This is a genomic window from Enterobacter cloacae complex sp. R_G8, from assembly GCF_024599795.1.
GTDB lineage: Bacteria > Pseudomonadota > Gammaproteobacteria > Enterobacterales > Enterobacteriaceae > Enterobacter > Enterobacter dissolvens.
On record NZ_CP102246.1, the window covers coordinates 1,619,371 to 1,636,985 of the forward strand.

17 protein-coding genes are annotated in these 17,615 nt (G+C 57.0%); 15 read left to right on the top strand and 2 right to left on the bottom strand.

Going from position 1 to position 17,615, the window contains the following annotated elements:
• Genes mepA through NQ842_RS07760 form a run of 4 tightly spaced genes read left to right on the top strand, consistent with a single transcriptional unit; the run spans nt 1 to nt 2,471 of the window.
• Nucleotides 1-825: a penicillin-insensitive murein endopeptidase gene (gene mepA / locus NQ842_RS07745; RefSeq protein WP_046888263.1), complete on the top strand. Its 825-nt coding sequence runs from the start codon at nt 1-3 to the stop codon at nt 823-825.
• Nucleotides 825-1,637 carry a sulfite exporter TauE/SafE family protein gene (locus NQ842_RS07750; protein WP_013098149.1) on the top strand — a complete coding sequence of 271 codons (813 nt, stop codon included), beginning with the start codon at nt 825-827 and terminating at the stop codon, nt 1,635-1,637. The genes mepA and NQ842_RS07750 overlap by 1 nt, the downstream gene beginning before the upstream one ends.
• The gene (locus NQ842_RS07755) at nt 1,634-2,179 is read left to right on the top strand and encodes an elongation factor P hydroxylase (RefSeq protein WP_014832798.1); all 546 of its coding nucleotides are present in this window, start codon (nt 1,634-1,636) and stop codon (nt 2,177-2,179) included. Before NQ842_RS07750 ends, NQ842_RS07755 begins: the two co-directional genes overlap by 4 nt.
• 13 nt (nt 2,180-2,192) lie before the next feature.
• Nucleotides 2,193-2,471, top strand: a complete 279-nt coding sequence (locus tag NQ842_RS07760) for a YfcL family protein (RefSeq protein ID WP_014832797.1) — start codon at nt 2,193-2,195, stop codon at nt 2,469-2,471.
• Between the two features lie 41 nt (nt 2,472-2,512).
• Here the strand turns inward: NQ842_RS07760 and mnmC are convergent, their stop codons facing one another.
• The gene (mnmC, locus tag NQ842_RS07765) at nt 2,513-4,510 is read right to left on the bottom strand and encodes a bifunctional tRNA (5-methylaminomethyl-2-thiouridine)(34)-methyltransferase MnmD/FAD-dependent 5-carboxymethylaminomethyl-2-thiouridine(34) oxidoreductase MnmC (protein ID WP_257256701.1); all 1,998 of its coding nucleotides are present in this window, start codon (nt 4,508-4,510) and stop codon (nt 2,513-2,515) included.
• 158 nt (nt 4,511-4,668) lie between these two features.
• On the opposite strand from mnmC, the gene fabB reads away from it, so the two are divergent.
• Both fabB and NQ842_RS07775 read left to right on the top strand, forming a co-directional pair.
• Nucleotides 4,669-5,886, top strand: coding sequence for a beta-ketoacyl-ACP synthase I (gene fabB, locus NQ842_RS07770; RefSeq protein ID WP_014832795.1), 1,218 nt, complete (start codon nt 4,669-4,671; stop codon nt 5,884-5,886).
• A gap of 209 nt (nt 5,887-6,095) precedes the next feature.
• Nucleotides 6,096-7,274, top strand: a complete 1,179-nt coding sequence (locus tag NQ842_RS07775; protein ID WP_257256702.1) for an MFS transporter — start codon at nt 6,096-6,098, stop codon at nt 7,272-7,274.
• A 90-nt stretch (nt 7,275-7,364) separates the two neighbouring features.
• Here NQ842_RS07775 and flk read toward each other — a convergent pair whose 3' ends face one another.
• On the bottom strand, nt 7,365-8,369 hold the full coding sequence (gene flk, locus NQ842_RS07780) for a flagella biosynthesis regulator Flk (protein ID WP_050861142.1): 1,005 nt from the start codon (nt 8,367-8,369) through the stop codon (nt 7,365-7,367).
• Between the two features lie 113 nt (nt 8,370-8,482).
• On the opposite strand from flk, the gene pdxB reads away from it, so the two are divergent.
• From pdxB to purF, 9 genes are all read left to right on the top strand, one after another.
• Nucleotides 8,483-9,619, top strand: coding sequence for a 4-phosphoerythronate dehydrogenase PdxB (gene pdxB, locus NQ842_RS07785; RefSeq protein WP_046888267.1), 1,137 nt, complete (start codon nt 8,483-8,485; stop codon nt 9,617-9,619).
• Between the two features lie 67 nt (nt 9,620-9,686).
• On the top strand, nt 9,687-10,700 hold the full coding sequence (locus tag NQ842_RS07790) for an aspartate-semialdehyde dehydrogenase (RefSeq protein ID WP_014832791.1): 1,014 nt from the start codon (nt 9,687-9,689) through the stop codon (nt 10,698-10,700).
• Nucleotides 10,700-11,512, top strand: coding sequence for a tRNA pseudouridine(38-40) synthase TruA (gene truA, locus NQ842_RS07795; protein ID WP_182381235.1), 813 nt, complete (start codon nt 10,700-10,702; stop codon nt 11,510-11,512). Before NQ842_RS07790 ends, truA begins: the two co-directional genes overlap by 1 nt.
• Nucleotides 11,513-11,540: 28 nt before the next feature.
• Nucleotides 11,541-12,200: a DedA family protein gene (locus NQ842_RS07800; RefSeq protein ID WP_014832789.1), complete on the top strand. Its 660-nt coding sequence runs from the start codon at nt 11,541-11,543 to the stop codon at nt 12,198-12,200.
• A gap of 154 nt (nt 12,201-12,354) precedes the next feature.
• Nucleotides 12,355-13,260 (top strand): acetyl-CoA carboxylase, carboxyltransferase subunit beta, encoded by a 906-nt coding sequence (accD, locus tag NQ842_RS07805; protein WP_257256703.1) that lies wholly within the window; start codon nt 12,355-12,357, stop codon nt 13,258-13,260.
• 70 nt (nt 13,261-13,330) lie between these two features.
• Nucleotides 13,331-14,599, top strand: a complete 1,269-nt coding sequence (folC, locus tag NQ842_RS07810) for a bifunctional tetrahydrofolate synthase/dihydrofolate synthase (RefSeq protein WP_014832788.1) — start codon at nt 13,331-13,333, stop codon at nt 14,597-14,599.
• Entirely contained in the window at nt 14,589-15,284 is a 696-nt protein-coding gene (gene dedD / locus NQ842_RS07815; protein ID WP_046888271.1) for a cell division protein DedD, read from the top strand. Before folC ends, dedD begins: the two co-directional genes overlap by 11 nt.
• A 253-nt stretch (nt 15,285-15,537) precedes the next feature.
• The gene (cvpA, locus tag NQ842_RS07820; RefSeq protein WP_000262116.1) at nt 15,538-16,026 is read left to right on the top strand and encodes a colicin V production protein; all 489 of its coding nucleotides are present in this window, start codon (nt 15,538-15,540) and stop codon (nt 16,024-16,026) included.
• A 36-nt stretch (nt 16,027-16,062) separates the two neighbouring features.
• Nucleotides 16,063-17,580 (top strand): amidophosphoribosyltransferase, encoded by a 1,518-nt coding sequence (purF, locus tag NQ842_RS07825; protein WP_014832786.1) that lies wholly within the window; start codon nt 16,063-16,065, stop codon nt 17,578-17,580.
• The last annotated feature ends 35 nt before the right edge of the window (nt 17,581-17,615 follow it).

Sequence of the window (17,615 nt, forward strand, 5' to 3'; positions counted from 1 at the left end):
ATGAAAAAAACCGCAATTGCTCTGCTGGCGCTGCTTGCCAGTGGAGCCAGTCTGGCCGCCACGCCGTGGCAAAAAATCACCCACCCGGTGGCGGGAAGCGCGCAGTCGATTGGTGCGTTTTCCAACGGCTGTATCGTTGGCGCGCAGGAACTGCCTCTGCAGTCGGATACCTATCAGGTGATGCGTACCGACCAGCGTCGCTACTTCGGCCACCCGGATCTGGTGCTGTTTATCCAGCGTTTGGGCAACCAGGTGCATAACCTGGGGCTGGGTACGATGCTGATTGGCGATATGGGAATGCCTGCTGGCGGGCGTTTCAACGGTGGGCATGCCAGCCACCAGACCGGGCTGGATGTGGATATCTTCCTGCAGTTGCCCAAAGCGCGCTGGAGTTCTGCACAATTGCTGAAGCCGCAGGCGCTGGATCTGGTGGCGCGCGACGGCAAAAGCGTTGTGCCGTCGCTGTGGACGCCGGATGTCTTCAGCCTGATTAAGCTGGCAGCCAAAGATAACGACGTCACGCGGATCTTCGTTAACCCGGCCATCAAACAGCAGCTCTGCCTGGATGAAGGGACCGATCGTGACTGGCTGCGCAAAGTGCGCCCGTGGTTCCAGCATCGTGCCCATATGCACGTGCGTCTGCGTTGCCCGGCGAACAGTCTGGAATGCGAAGATCAGCCGTTACCGCCGCCAGGCGATGGCTGTGGTGCGGAACTGCAAAGCTGGTTTGAACCGGCAAAACCTGGAACCTCTAAGCCTGAGAAGAAGACACCGCCTCCGTTGCCGCCTTCCTGCCAGGCGCTACTGGATGAGCATGTACTTTAATGGATAATTTCGTCGATCTGTTTATGGTGTCACCGCTGCTGCTGGTGGTGCTGTTCTTTGTTGCGATGCTGGCCGGTTTTATCGATGCCCTCGCGGGCGGTGGCGGGTTGTTAACCGTCCCGGCGCTGCTGGCGGCGGGCATGAGCCCGGCCCAGGCGCTTGCCACTAATAAACTTCAGGCCTGTGGCGGATCCCTTTCCGCATCGCTCTATTTTATCCGCCGTAAGGTGGTCAATCTTGCCGATCAGAAGCTCAATATTCTGATGACCTTCATCGGTTCGACCTCCGGTGCGCTGTTGGTTCAGCACGTGCAGTCTGACATCCTGCGTCAGATCCTGCCGGTGCTGGTCATCTGTATTGGTCTCTACTTTCTGCTGATGCCAAAGCTCGGTGAAGAGGACAGGCAGCGTCGGCTGCATGGTCTGCCGTTCGCGCTTATCGCAGGCGGCTGCGTCGGGTTTTACGATGGCTTCTTTGGCCCTGGTGCCGGGTCGTTCTATGCCCTGGCGTTTGTCACGCTGGCCGGATTTAACCTCGCCAAATCGACCGCCCACGCTAAAGTGCTGAATGCCACCTCGAACGTCGGCGGCCTGCTGCTGTTTATCATTGGCGGCAAGGTTATCTGGGCAACCGGGTTTGTGATGATGGCGGGGCAGTTTTTAGGCGCACGCGCGGGTTCGCGTCTGGTATTAAGCAAAGGACAGAAGCTGATTCGCCCGATGATCGTCATCGTTTCGGCGGTGATGAGCGCCAAGCTTCTTTATGACAGCCATGGACAGGAGATCCTCACCTGGTTGGGGATGAACGCATGAACAGGACGCATCACTATGAACAGCTGATTGAGATCTTTGACGGCTGTTTTGCTGACGATTTTAATACCCGTCTGATTAAAGGCGACGACGAACCGATCTATCTTCCTGCTGATGCAGAGGTTCCGTATAACCGCATCGTGTTTGCGCACGGTTTCTACGCCAGTGGTCTGCATGAGATTTCACACTGGTGTATTGCGGGAAAAGCGCGTCGCGAGCTGGTGGACTTTGGTTACTGGTACTGTCCGGACGGACGTGACGCGGCGACGCAGGGTCAGTTTGAAGATGTGGAAGTCAAACCGCAGGCGCTGGAGTGGCTGTTCTGCGTGGCGGCAGGATTCCCGTTCAACGTCAGCTGTGACAACCTCGAAGGGGATTTTGAGCCAGACCGCATTGTCTTCCAGCGCCGCGTGCATGCGCAGGTGATGGAGTATCTTGAGAAAGGCATCCCGGAACGCCCGGCACGCCTGATCAAGGCTTTACAGAATTATTACCATACGCCGGAGATCACGGCGGAATGCTTCCCGTGGCCGGAAGATCTTTAACAGAGGAAAGAAGATGATCGCAGAATTTGAATCACGCATTCTGGCGTTAATTGATGACATGGTGGAACACGCCAGTGATGATGAGCTGTTCGCCAGCGGTTATCTGCGTGGTCACCTGACGCTGGCCGTTGCCGAGCTGGAAGCCGGGGACGATCACTCTGCCGAGGCCATTCATGATGAAGTGACCCGTAGCCTGGAAAAAGCCATTCAGGCCGGCGAACTTTCTCCCCGCGACCAGTCTCTGGTGCTGGGCATGTGGGACAACCTGTTCCAGCAGGCGAAAGCGAAGTAAGCGTTTCACCTCCCTCTCCCGGTGGGAGAGGGTAGGGCACCCTACTTAACCTGCTTCCCCTTCAGCAATTTCCGCACCCACAATCGATTCGGGTTCAGCCCTGCGAGCGTAGTTCTGTCCAGCGGAATGGGCTCATCGCTCATGTGCGCGGCTAACACTTCCGCCAGCAGCGGCGCAGAACACAACCCGCGCGAGCCCAGCCCGCCCAGCATAAACAGCTCCGGATGCACCGGTGCGGCCACCGCCGTTTCCTTGTGCTCAGCCAGATCCTGATACGCCTCAAGCGTTGCCTCATAGTCCGGTACATTTCCCGCCATCGGCAGATGATCGCGAGTCGCACAGCGCACGCCGCAGCGCGCTTCTCCCTCGCTGACGTCAACCTCTCTCGCCCACGCCGCATCCGGGAAGCAGTCAATCAGGCGCTGGCGGTTTTGCTGCTGATCCTCCTCGCGGTAATGCATGTCCGTTTCACCGCGATGGTAGCTGGCTCCGATGCAGTGATGAGCATTAGACGGATTTTGCGGCGTCAGGTAGCCGTCATAGCACAGCACCTGGCGCAGTTTGCTCAGTGCGGGCGCGGTCGGGATATGGCTTACCTGGCCGCCGACCGGATAAACGGGCAATGTTTCTGTCTGGATAAACTGGTTGATGTGATGTCCGTTTGCCAGCACAACGCTGGCATGCGTGGCCTCTTTGTCATCGGCAAAGCGCAGGGTCCAGTGGGCTGTCCGGCTAAGCGATGCAACCTTATGAGCATAATGCACCGTCAGACCGCGTGACTGCGCCAGGCTCATTGCCGCAGTGGTCAGTTCGGCGGGGCACAGCCAGCCGCCGAGGGGATACTGAATACCGCCGCAGCCCGTCTCAACGCCGGTGGTGTCTGTCACCGCTTGCGCACTTACCGCGCGGGCAATCTCTTCCGGCAGGCCCAGCGACAGCATCTGCGTGATTTTTTGCTGACTCTTCTCATCCCAGCCGAGCTGCGTCACGCCGCACCAGTCATGGTCGAACGCCACCGGAAGGGCGTCGTATACGCGACGGGCGAAGGTAAAGGCGGCCGGGAAAAACTGGAACAGTGCCGGGTCGTGTGCGCTTAAAAGCGGATAGAGCGCTCCCTGACGGTTGCCGGAAGCCCCGCTGGCTGGCGCAGCGTCAGCACAGTAGAGGGTCACCTGCCAGCCCCGGTGCAGCAGCGCGAAAGAGAGCAGGGCGCTGGCGATCCCTCCGCCAACGATCGCCACCTCGCGGGATGCGCTGGCGCGGCGTGCAAACCAGGGCGCACGGGCGGGGATCGCCAGCGTCTGTTCCATCGTCCCGACCAGCATGTCGCGCTTGCGGCCAAACCCTTTGGTCTTTCGCATCGTAAAGCCCGCTTCCTGCAACCCACGGCGAACAAAACCGGCGGAGGTAAAAGTCGCGAGCGTTGCGCCCGGCCGCGCCAGACGCGCCATCGCGCTAAACAGATGCTGACTCCACATCTCCGGGTTTTTGGCAGGCGCAAAGCCGTCAAGGAACCACGCGTCCACCTTCTGGTTCATTGAATCATCAAGCTTATCGGTCAGCTCATTGATATCGCCGAGCCATAAGTCCAGCGTGACGCGTCCACCGTCCAGCAGCAGACGATGGCAACCGCCGATGGCGGGCGGCCACTGTGCCTGTAGCTGTTCTGCCCACGAGGCAAGCTCCGGCCAGTGCTGATGTGCCTGCCGCAGGTCGTGCGCGGTGAGCGGAAATTTTTCGAAACTGATGAAATGTAATCTTTGTAGCGTAGCCTCAGGATGGGCAGCGTGAAACTGGTCGAAAGCCTGCCAGAGGGTCAGAAAATTCAGCCCGGTACCGAACCCGCTCTCTGCGACCACAAACAGACTGCGCGGATGAACGGGGAAGCGTGCGCTGAGCTGATTTCCGTCGAGGAAAACATAGCGGGTTTCTTCCAGTCCGTTATCATTAGAAAAATAGACGTCATCAAAATCTCGGGAAACAGGTGTACCCTCAGCGTTGAATTCGAGGTTGGCGGGTTGTATAGCGTTTTGTTTCACGTAAGTTACTCGTCTGACAGGCAGTGGCACGATCTTAACGATGTGAGTCCATCGGTGCAAATTTCCGCAGAAAATGTCTGATCGGACTTGTTCGGCGTACAAGTGTACGCTATTGTGCGACTCGAAACTTACTATAGTGCGACTTACAGAGGTATTGAATGAAACGTGCAGTGATTACTGGCCTGGGCATTGTTTCCAGCATCGGTAATAACCAGCAGGAAGTCCTGGCATCTCTGCGTGAAGGACGCTCCGGGATCACTTTCTCTGAAGAGTTTAAAGATTCAGGTATGCGTAGCCACGTATGGGGTAACGTCAAACTGGACACCACCGGTTTGATTGACCGCAAAGTGGTTCGTTTCATGAACGATGCCTCTATTTATGCTTATCTCTCCATGCAGGAAGCGATCAAAGATTCCGGCCTGAGCGAAGAGGTTTACCAGAACAACCCGCGTGTGGGTCTGATTGCCGGTTCCGGTGGTTCGTCCAAAGCGCAGGTATTCGGTGCTGACGCCATGCGCAGCCCGCGTGGTCTGAAAGCAGTAGGTCCGTACGTGGTGACCAAAGCCATGGGTTCTGCGGTTTCCGCGTGCCTGGCTACCCCATTTAAAATTCACGGTGTGAACTACTCCATCAGCTCTGCATGTGCCACTTCCGCACACTGCATCGGTAATGCTGTTGAGCAGATCCAACTGGGTAAACAGGACATCGTATTTGCTGGCGGCGGCGAAGAACTGGGCTGGGAAATGGCCTGTGAATTCGACGCGATGGGTGCCCTGTCTACCAAATACAATGAAACCCCGGATAAAGCATCCCGTACCTATGATGCGCACCGTGACGGTTTCGTTATCGCAGGCGGCGGCGGTATGGTTGTGGTTGAAGAGCTGGAACACGCTCTGGCACGTGGCGCGCACATCTACGCTGAGATCGTAGGCTACGGTGCAACGTCTGACGGCGCTGACATGGTTGCTCCATCCGGTGAAGGCGCGGTGCGCTGCATGAAGATGGCGATGCACGGCGTTGATACCCCAATCGACTACCTGAACTCCCACGGTACTTCTACGCCGGTAGGCGATGTGAAAGAATTGGGTGCGATCCGTGAAGTCTTCGGTGATAACAGCCCGGCAATCTCTGCAACCAAAGCCATGACTGGTCACTCTCTGGGTGCGGCTGGCGTGCAGGAAGCGATCTACTCTCTGCTGATGCTGGAAAACGGCTTTATCGCGCCAAGCATCAACATCGAAGAGATGGACGAGCAGGCGGCGGGTCTGAACATCGTGACCAAACCAACAGAAGCGACACTGACGACCGTCATGTCCAACAGCTTCGGTTTCGGTGGGACTAACGCCACGCTGGTGATGCGCAAGCTGAAAGCATAAGTTTTATGTCTGATTAGAAAGGGGAGCCATCAGGCTCCCTTTTTTTATGCATTGACAAGCGGCTGATCGCACAGGCAAACTTCACACCTCAACATTATCCTCACGATAATGCGTAAGCGTTTAACGTCAACCAACGCACCTTAATCCTGATATTCAGGTGGAGGGGGCGTGGCATTTTCCCCGCCTTACTCTTCATTTCGGAGTAAAGCATGACTGCAGTCACTCAAACAGAAACCATCCCGTCAGCGAACGTCTCGCTGTTTCGTATCGCCTTTGCGGTGTTCCTGACCTATATGACCGTTGGCCTGCCGCTGCCGGTGATCCCGCTGTTCGTACACCAGGAGCTGGGCTATGGCAACACCATGGTCGGCATCGCCGTGGGTATCCAGTTTTTAGCGACGGTTTTAACCCGCGGCTACGCCGGACGTCTGGCGGACCAGCACGGTGCCAAACGTTCGGCGCTGCAGGGCATGTTTGCCTGCGGGCTGGCGGGCGGTGCATGGCTGCTGGCTGCGCTTCTGCCGGTAGATGCGGCGTATAAATTTGCCCTGCTGGTGCTGGGACGTTTGATTCTCGGCTTTGGTGAAAGCCAACTGCTGACCGGCACCCTGACCTGGGGAATGGGGCTGGTAGGCCCCGCGCGCTCGGGCAAAGTGATGTCCTGGAACGGCATGGCCATCTACGGCGCACTCGCGGCAGGTGCGCCGCTGGGGCTGTTGATCCACAGCCAGTTCGGTTTTGCCGCGCTGGCGGCCACCACCATGCTGTTACCGCTGCTGGCATGGGCATTTAACGGCTCGGTGCGCAAAGTCCCGGCCCATAAAGGTGAACGTCCTTCCCTGTGGAGCGTGATAGGTCAAATCTGGCAGCCGGGTCTGGGACTTGCGCTACAGGGCGTGGGGTTCGCGGTGATTGGGACATTCGTTTCGCTGTACTTTATGAGCCGCGGCTGGGCAATGGCGGGCTTTACGCTAACCGCCTTTGGTGGCGCGTTTGTTCTGATGCGCGTACTGTTCGGCTGGATGCCGGATCGCTTTGGTGGCGTGAAGGTGGCGGTGGTATCACTGGTCATTGAAACCATCGGCCTGCTGCTATTGTGGAATGCGCCCGTGGCCTCTGTTGCGCTTCTTGGCGCGGCGCTGACCGGCTGCGGCTGTTCACTGATCTTCCCGGCGCTGGGGGTTGAGGTGGTAAAACGCGTCGCGCCACAGGTGCGCGGTACGGCGCTGGGCGGTTATGCGGCGTTTCAGGACATCTCATACGGTGTCACCGGACCGCTGGCGGGGCTCCTGGCCACGTCGTTGGGCTATCCCTCCGTCTTCCTGGCGGGAGCCGTTTCAGCGGTGGTGGGGATTGTGGTGACGCTGGTGGCGTTTCGCCGGTCTTGAGCCGTAGTTGCCGGGTGGCCGCTGCGCCTTCCCCGGCTTACGGTTCGAGTCGTTGTAGGCCCGGTAAGCGCAGCGCCACCGGGCAAAACATCAGGCAACCAGCCAGAAAATCGCCAGCGCAATCATCAGGGCAATAAACAACAGCCCCGGACGGGCAGATAGCGTTCTGAAGGTCTCCACCACCGGCGCAAACAGCGGGCTGTAGATCGGCTGAATATCCCTGACTTCCGGCACGCCGCCTTCGCGCTCGGCGCGGCGGATAAAGATCTGATTCAGCAAATCCTGCACCTGCGCGGTGGTCAGTACCGTTTGCGGCGTGGCCTGCCAGGTCTGCTGGGCGTAATCCCGAATCACCTCAAATTCATGCGGCTCCAGCGGCTGTTTTAGTGCCGCCTGTAGCGTATGCAGGGTCGGGGTACTCTGGGTACTCAGCGTCTGGCGGGCCTGTAGCCAGGTGACCAGATGCGTAAACTGTTTGGCCGGGATCAGCTCACCCGCTTTCACGCCGGAAAGCTCCAGCATCGATTGCCAGATAAGCTTCGTTGACTCGCCCGTGGCGGCGGCCAGTTTGGTCACCATCTGGTTCAGCGTATTGTGTTCAGCAGGCAGAAGTGGACGCTCGGTTGACGGACGCTGTTGCGGTTGCGGGATGGCCAGCTGATTGGTTTGCAATAGCGTCAGCACGGTTTTCAACTGTTCTGGCGTCAGCTGGCTCAGGGCGGTCTGGCCAAACTGCTGGCGAATGAAATCACTGACCGCCTGACGGTTATTGCCCTGGCCTAACAGCTCGGTGAGCTGTGAAACAATCTGCCGGGTGGTGTGATTTTGCTGCGCGGCGGTAATACGCTGATTCAGATTTTGCTCGGCCGCAGGGAAGTGGCGCGACTGCAACGGTGCATCGTTTTTGACACCTAAATCATGCTTTACCCCGGCCCAGACTTCCGCATTTTGCTGGGAAGTCAGCGCGATCAGGCGCGTGATCAGGCGCTCCAGCACGGTGCGCTGTTGCGTGGATAGCGGTTGTTCACCTGCAACGTTTGGCGTGACAGGGCCTTCACCCGGAGGGCGTGGTGGCGTACCTGAAATAGGCTGCATCGTCAAAAATCCTTAAAGTCTAAACTCAGCGTAAACCCGGCATGCGTATATGCCTGGCGGCCAGATTATGGCACACTTGGCAGGTTTTCTTCCTCTCAAACAGGTACTCAGACGTGAAAATCCTCGTTGATGAAAATATGCCTTACGCCCGCGAGCTGTTTAGCCGCCTTGGTAATGTTAAGGCTGTCCCTGGTCGCCCCATTCCGGTAAACGAGCTGGATGATGCAGATGCCCTGATGGTGCGCTCGGTGACCAAAGTAAATGAGGCGTTGCTCTCCGGCAAAGCGATTAAATTCGTTGGAACCGCAACGGCCGGGACGGATCATGTGGATGACAAGTGGCTTAAGCAGGCGGGGATCGGTTTTTCCGCCGCGCCTGGCTGTAACGCCATTGCGGTAGTGGAATACGTTTTCTCTTCCCTGCTGATGCTGGCAGAGCGCGACGGGTTTGCGCTGAAAGACCGCACTGTAGGCATTGTCGGGGTGGGCAACGTGGGGGGACGCCTGCAAAAACGCCTTGAGGCGTTAGGCATTCGCACCCTGCTGTGTGACCCGCCGCGTAAAGACAACGGTGATGAAGGTGACTTCCGCACCCTGGATGAGCTGGTTGAAGCGTGCGACGTGATCACCTTCCATACGCCCCTCTTCAAAGAGGGGGCTTATAAGACGCTTCATCTTGCTGATGAGGCGCTGATCCGCCGTCTGAAGGCTGGCACTATTCTGATAAATGCCTGCCGTGGCCCGGTCGTCGATAACGCCGCGCTGCTGAAATGTCTGGAAGAGGGGCAGGATCTCAGCGTGGTGCTGGACGTCTGGGAGCCGGAGCCCGATCTCAACGTTGCGCTGCTGAACAAGGTCGATGTTGCGACCGCGCATATCGCGGGTTATACGCTTGAAGGAAAGGCCCGCGGCACCACCCAGGTTTTTGAGGCCTATAGCGCCTTTATTGGTCATCCGCAGCAGGTGGCGCTGGACACCTTACTCCCCGCACCTGAATTTGGCCGTATTACCCTCCATGGCCCGCTCGATCAGGCAACGCTGAAAAGGCTGGTACATTTGGTGTATGATGTGCGCCGCGATGATGCGCTGCTGCGTAAAGTGGCGGGGATCCCGGGTGAGTTTGACAAGCTGCGCAAGAATTACGTTGAGCGTCGTGAATGGTCTTCTCTGTATGTGATGTGCGATGACGCGGCGGCGGCAACACTGCTACACAAACTGGGTTTTAACGCCGTTCATCACCCGGCGCATTAATGTCTTCTTAACGCTCCCTGTTGGATACTCCGACAGGGACGCTTTTTTATTTCTGGAGTAAACCACCATGTCTGAAGGCTGGAACATTGCCATTTTAGGTGCCACGGGTGCCGTGGGTGAAGCCCTGCTCGAAACCCTTGCTGAGCGTCAGTTCCCGGTGGGTGATATCTATGCGCTGGCCCGCACCGACAGCGCCGGGGAGCATCTGCGTTTTGGCGGCAAATCCGTCATGGTTCAGGATGCCACCGAATTCGACTGGACGCAGGCGCAGCTGGCGTTTTTTGCGGCAGGTGCTGAAGCCACCGCGTCGTACATTGAAGAGGCGACGAATTCTGGGTGTCTGGTGATCGACCTGAGCGGCCTGTTCTCGATGGAGCCGGATGTCCCGCTGGTGGTGCCGGACGTGAACCCATTTGTGCTAGCCGACTACCGTAACCGCAATATCATTGCGGTTCCCAATAGCCTGACCAGCCAGCTGCTGACCGCTCTTAAACCTTTAATCGACGATGGTGGTCTGTCGCGTATCACCGTGACCAGCCTGCTTTCCGCTTCTGCGCACGGCAAAAAGGCCGTCGACGCGCTGGCAGGACAGAGTGCGAAGCTCCTGAACGGCATCCCGATTGATGAAGACGATTTCTTCGGCCGTCAGCTGGCATTCAATATGCTGCCGCTGCTGCCGGATCGTGAAGGCTCCGTGCGCGAAGAGCGCCGTATCGTCGACGAAGCGCGCAAAATTCTGCAGGACGAGGGGCTGATGATCTCCGCAAACGTCGTGCAGTCGCCGGTCTTTTACGGTCATGCGCAGATGGTAGGTTTCGAAGCCCTGCGTCCGCTGGCCGCAGAAGAAGCGCGTGATGCGTTCGGCCGCGGTGAAGACATTGTGCTCTCCGAAGAGAGTGAATTCCCGACGCAGGTTGGCGATGCCACCGGCAGCGCACACCTCTCGGTGGGCTGCGTGCGGAATGACTACGGTATGCCGGAGCAGGTTCAGTTCTGGTCCGTTGCCGATAACGTTCGCTTCGGCGGCGCGCTGATGGCGGTCAAGATCGCTGAAAAACTGGTGCAGGAGTATCTGTACTGATGTCAGATGTGGAACAAAAGCCGGTTCATAAAGTCGCCCTCGGTATCGAGTACGACGGCAGTAAATATTATGGCTGGCAGCGTCAAAATGAGGTGCGCAGTGTCCAGGAAAGACTGGAGAAAGCGCTCTCTCAGGTGGCGAACGAACCGATTAACGTCCTGTGTGCAGGGCGCACTGACGCCGGTGTCCACGGAACGGGGCAGGTGGTTCACTTTGAAACCACTGCCGTGCGCAAGGACGCTGCCTGGACGTTGGGTGTAAATGCGAATTTACCTGGTGACATTGCGGTGCGCTGGGTGAAAGCTGTGCCGGATGATTTTCATGCGCGATTCAGCGCCACTGCGCGCCGTTACCGCTATGTCATCTACAATCAGCGTCTTCGTCCGGCGGTATTAAGCCAGGGCGTGACGCATTTTTACGAGCCGCTGGATGCAGAACGTATGCACCGTGCGGCGCAGTGTCTGATTGGTGAAAATGACTTTACCTCGTTTCGTGCGGTGCAGTGTCAGTCCCGCACGCCGTGGCGTAATGTCATGCACATAAACGTCAGCCGTTTTGGCGCGTATGTGGTGGTGGATATCAAAGCCAATGCCTTTGTACATCATATGGTGCGGAATATTGTGGGCAGCCTGATGGAAGTGGGCGCCGGACACCAGCCGGAGAGCTGGATTGCAGAACTGCTGGCAGCGAAGGACAGAACGCTTGCGGCAGCAACGGCGAAAGCGGAAGGGCTGTATCTGGTCTCGGTGGACTATCCGGACCGGTTTGACCTGCCAAAACCGCCAATGGGCCCGCTGTTCCTGGCGGACTAAACAAAGGTGCAATTAAGGCTTAGACAATATGGACGTAATACGTTTTCTGATTGATTTCATTCTGCATATTGATGTTCACCTGGCGGAGCTGGTCGCGCAGTATGGCGTCTGGGTGTATGCCATTCTGTTCCTCATTCTGTTCTGTGAAACCGGTCTGGTAGTCACGCCGTTCCTGCCGGGGGATTCGCTGCTGTTCGTCGCGGGGGCGTTATCCGCGCTGCCCACCAACGATTTGAATGTGCACATAATGGTGGTGCTGATGGTGATCGCCGCAATTGTCGGTGACGCGGTCAACTACACCATTGGACGGGTCTTCGGTGAGCGCTTATTCAGTAATCCGGACTCAAAAATTTTCCGTCGTAGCTATTTAGATAAAACCCATGCGTTTTATGAGCGCCACGGTGGGAAAACCATTATCCTTGCGCGTTTTGTGCCTATTGTGCGTACATTTGCACCGTTTGTGGCGGGAATGGGGCACATGTCCTATCGTCATTTTGCGGCATACAACGTAGTTGGCGCGCTGCTGTGGGTGCTGCTCTTTACCTATGCAGGCTACCTGTTTGGCGATCTCCCTGTGGTTCAGGAAAACCTTAAGTTACTGATTGTAGCGATTATTGTGCTTTCCGTTTTACCGGGTGTTATCGAAATTATTCGCCACAAGCGCGCGGCGGCAAAGCAAGCGAAGTAAATGCACGCAGGCGGTTCGACCACTTTTTTATCCAAAGTTTCGGGCTGTTATGTTTTAATGTGCAACATTCATGGTCTGTTGGAGGCAAAAATGGCATTATTCGCCTCTTACAGCAAAACTGGCATACGACCAGGTTCAGGCAGAAAGGTTATCAATGAGCTGGATTGAACGAATTAAAAGCAACATTACCCCAACGCGTAAAGCGAGCATTCCTGAAGGGGTATGGACGAAGTGTGATAGCTGTGGTCAGGTTCTGTATCGCGCAGAACTGGAGCGCAATCTTGAGGTGTGTCCGAAGTGTGACCACCACATGCGCATGACGGCGCGTAATCGCCTGCACAGCCTGCTGGACGAAGGTTCTCTGGTAGAACTGGGTAGCGAACTTGAGCCAAAAGATGTGCTCAAGTTCCGTGATTCCAAAAAATACAAAGACCGTATGGCCTCTGCACAGAAAGAGACCGGCGAGAAAGACGCACTGGTCGTGATGAAAGGCACCCTGCACGAGATGCCAGTGGTGGCCGCCGCGTTTGAGTTCTCCTTCATGGGTGGCTCAATGGGCTCCGTGGTGGGTGCGCGCTTTGTGCGTGCTGTTGAGCAAGCGCTGGAAGACAACTGTCCGCTGATCTGCTTCTCTGCCTCTGGCGGTGCGCGTATGCAGGAAGCGCTGATGTCATTGATGCAGATGGCGAAAACCTCTGCTGCGCTGGCGAAAATGCAGGAACGCGGTCTGCCGTACATCTCTGTACTGACCGACCCAACCATGGGTGGCGTCTCCGCAAGCTTTGCGATGCTGGGCGATCTGAACATTGCTGAGCCAAAAGCGCTGATCGGCTTTGCCGGCCCTCGCGTTATAGAGCAAACCGTACGTGAAAAACTGCCGCCGGGCTTCCAGCGCAGTGAGTTCCTCATCGAGAAAGGCGCGATTGACATGATTGTCCGCCGCCCGGAAATGCGCCTGAAACTGGCGAGCATCCTGGCGAAGCTGATGAATCTGCCAGCGCCGAACCCGGATGAGCCGCGCGAAGGCGTGGTGGTACCGGATCAGGAACCCGAGGCCTGATAACTGAAAAGGGCAGGGCCGGTTGGCGCTGCCCTTTTGCTTTGTAAACTGTTAATGACAACCGGGCATCATGGAAAATAAAAGCATTCCCCAAGCCACGTCGCCCCTGGCCACGTGGCTTTCTTATCTGGAAAACCTGCACAGTAAAACCATCGATATGGGGCTTGAACGCGTAAGCCAGGTCGCTGCGCGTCTCGATGTGCTGAAACCGGCGCCGTTTGTTTTTACCGTCGCCGGAACCAACGGTAAAGGCACCACCTGCCGAACGCTGGAAGCTATCCTGATGGCAGCCGGTTACAAGGTTGGCGTTTACAGCTCTCCGCACCTGGTGCGCTATACCGAGCGGGTTCGCGTGCAAAACCGCGAACTGCCAGAGTCTGCGCATACGGCGTCGTTCGCGGAAATTGAAGCAGCGCGCGGTGAAATTTCATTAACCTATTTCGAATACGGAACTCTGTCGGCGCTGTGGCTGTTTAAGCAGGCGCAGCTGGATGTGGTGATTCTGGAAGTGGGTCTCGGCGGGCGTCTTGATGCCACCAATATGGTGGATGCCGATGTTGCGGTGGTCACCAGCATCGCGCTGGATCATACCGACTGGCTTGGCCCCGATCGCGAAAGTATCGGCCGTGAGAAGGCCGGTATTTTCCGCACGAATAAGCCTGCTGTGGTCGGCGAGCCGGATATGCCGCACACCATTGCCGATGTGGCAAAAGAGAAGGGCGCTCACCTGCTGCGACGTGATGTTGACTGGCAGTATGAGGTCCGGGACAACGGCTGGCGTTTCAGCGATGCACAGGGTGCGCTGGACAACCTGCCGCTGCCGCAGGTACCACAGCCTAACGCGGCAACCGCCCTGGCGGCACTGCGCGCAAGCGGACTGGCGGTGAGCGAACAGGCAATCCGCGACGGTATCCAGAATGCGATCCTGCCCGGGCGTTTTCAGATTGTCAGCGACGCTCCGCGGCTGATTCTGGATGTCGCACATAACCCGCATGCTGCGGCGTATCTCGCCGCGCGTCTCAAATCGTTACCAAAAACCGGGCGCGTGCTGGCGGTTATCGGTATGCTTCATGATAAAGATATCGGCGGTACGCTGGCCTGCATGGAGAGTGTTGTCGATAGCTGGTATTGTGCTCCTCTGGAGGGGCCGCGCGGCGCGACGGCTGAGCAGTTGCTGGAACATCTCGGCAAAGGCGCAATCTACAATAGCGTGGCTGAGGCCTGGCAAGCCGCGATGGCGGATGCTAAACCAGAAGATACCGTGCTGGTGTGTGGTTCGTTCCACACGGTGGCACATGTCATGGAAGTGATGGACGCGGGGAGAACCGGTGGCGAGTAAGTTTCAGAACCGTTTAACAGGAACCATTGTGCTGGTCGCGCTCGGGGTGATTATCCTCCCGGGTCTGCTCGACGGGCAGAAAAAGCATTACCAGGATGAATTTGCAGCCATTCCGCTGGTGCCGAAGCCGGGCGATCGCGACGAACCGGATATGCTGCCTGCGGCAACCCAGGCGCTGCCTGCTCAGCCGCCGGAAGGGGCGGCTGAAGAGGTGCGTGCCGGGGATGCGGCCGCACCGTCCCTCGATCCGTCTCGTCTGGCGGCGAATAACAACATCGAAATCGATCCGGTGCCGGTAGAGCAGCCGAAACCGGTTGAAAAACCGAAGCCGGTGGAAAAAACACAGCCGAAACCACAGCGGGATAAAACAGCAGAACAGCTGGCCGCAGCTTCAGAGACGCCGCCTGCGGCAAAACCGGCTCAGCAAGAGGCCGCGCCGACGGGGAAAGCCTACGTCGTGCAACTGGGTGCGCTGAAAAATGCCGATAAGGTCAATGAGGTCGTGGGTAAACTGCGCAGTGCGGGTTATCGCGTGTACACTTCACCTTCCACGCCAGTGCAGGGTAAAATCACCCGTATCCTTGTGGGGCCAGAAGCGTCTAAGGATAAGCTCAAAGGCTCGCTCGGTGAGCTGAAGCAGATCTCTGGCCTGAGCGGTGTGGTGATGAACTACAGCGCCAACTGATAAGGCTTCACCTCACACTCACCCTCTCCCCAGAGGGGCGAAGGGACGGTTTGCTCTCTCTCCCTTGAGGGAGAGGACTGGGGTGAGGGGGAATGGCAGGCGTCCACAGAGACGTCAAACGGAGGGGGCGTTGAACATTTTTTCAGCGCCTTTTTTATTTACGCGCGGGAAGGAAATCCCTACGCAAACGTTTTCTTTTTCTGTTAGAATTCGCCCCGAACTGGATGACAGGGCGTTAAATCGTGGGACACATATGGTCTGGATTGATTACGCCATCATTGCGGTGATTGGTTTTTCCTGTCTGGTTAGCCTGATCCGTGGCTTTGTTCGTGAAGCGTTATCGCTGGTGACTTGGGGTTGTGCTTTCTTTGTTGCCAGTCATTACTACACTTACCTGTCTGTCTGGTTCACGGGCTTTGAAGATGAACTGGTCCGAAATGGAATCGCCATCGCGGTGCTGTTTATCGCGACGCTGATTGTCGGCGCTATCGTGAATTACGTGATAGGTCAGCTGGTCGAGAAAACCGGTCTGTCAGGAACGGACAGGGTGCTCGGGATCTGTTTCGGGGCATTACGAGGCGTGCTGATTGTGGCCGCGATACTGTTCTTCCTGGATACCTTCACCGGGTTCTCCAAAAGTGAAGACTGGCAGAAATCGCAGCTCATTCCGGAGTTCAGCTTCATCATCAGGTGGTTCTTTGACTATCTGCAAAGCTCGTCGAGTTTCTTGCCCAGAGCGTAACCCGCTCTGAGATGTGGCTTAACGAGGAAAAGACGAATGTGCGGTATTGTCGGTATCGCCGGTTTCATGCCGGTAAACCAGTCGATTTATGACGCGTTAACGGTGCTTCAGCACCGTGGGCAGGATGCTGCGGGTATCATCACCATTGATGCAAACAACTGCTTCCGTTTACGCAAGGCGAATGGCCTGGTAAACGATGTGTTTGAAGCCCGCCATATGCAGCGTCTGCAAGGTAATATGGGGATCGGTCACGTTCGTTATCCTACTGCTGGCAGTTCCAGCGCCTCTGAGGCACAGCCTTTTTACGTTAACTCACCGTATGGCATCACGCTTGCTCACAACGGCAACCTGACCAACGCCCATGAGCTGCGTAAAAAGCTGTTTGAAGAGAAACGTCGCCACATTAACACCACTTCTGATTCAGAAATCCTGCTCAATGTGTTTGCCAGCGAGCTGGATAACTTCCGCCATTATCCGCTGGAAGCGGACAATATCTTTGCCGCCGTTGCTGCGACAAACCGCCAGATCCGCGGTGCCTACGCCTGCGTGGCGATGATTATCGGTCACGGCATGGTCGCCTTCCGCGATCCAAACGGTATCCGTCCGCTGGTGCTCGGTAAGCGTGACCTGGGTGATGGCCGTACCGAATATATGGTTGCCTCTGAAAGCGTGGCGCTGGACACCCTGGGCTTCGAATTCCTGCGTGACGTAGCCCCTGGCGAAGCGGTCTACATCACTGAGAAGGGCCAGCTGTTTACCCGTCAGTGTGCAGATAACCCGGTCAGCAACCCGTGCCTGTTTGAATACGTCTATTTCGCCCGTCCGGACTCGTTTATCGATAAGATCTCCGTCTACAGCGCCCGCGTGAACATGGGAACCAAGCTGGGTGAGAAGATTGCCCGCGAGTGGGACGATCTGGACATCGACGTGGTCATTCCTATCCCGGAAACCTCCTGCGATATCGCCCTGGAAATCGCCCGCATACTGGATAAGCCATACCGTCAGGGGTTCGTGAAGAACCGCTACGTTGGCCGTACCTTTATCATGCCGGGTCAGCAGCTGCGCCGTAAATCCGTGCGTCGTAAACTGAACGCTAACCGCGCTGAGTTCCGCGACAAGAACGTGCTGCTGGTGGATGACTCTATTGTGCGTGGCACCACCTCGGAGCAGATTATCGAGATGGCGCGTGAAGCCGGTGCGAAGAAAGTGTATCTGGCCTCTGCGGCGCCAGAAATTCGCTTCCCGAACGTGTATGGCATTGATATGCCTACCGCGAACGAGCTGATTGCACACGGCCGTGAAGTGGACGAGATTCGCCAAATCATCGGTGCCGATGGCCTGATTTTCCAGGATCTGAACGATCTTATCGACGCGGTGCGTGCCGAGAATCCGGATATTCAGCAGTTTGAATGTTCCGTGTTCAACGGGGTATACGTCACTAAAGACGTGGACCAGCAGTACCTCGACTATCTTGATTCGCTGCGCAACGACGATGCCAAAGCCGTCCAGCTGCAAAACGATCTCGAAAGCTTAGAGATGCACAACGAAGGTTGATTGTGCAGGCAAGTGAGGGCCTTCGCCCTCACTTG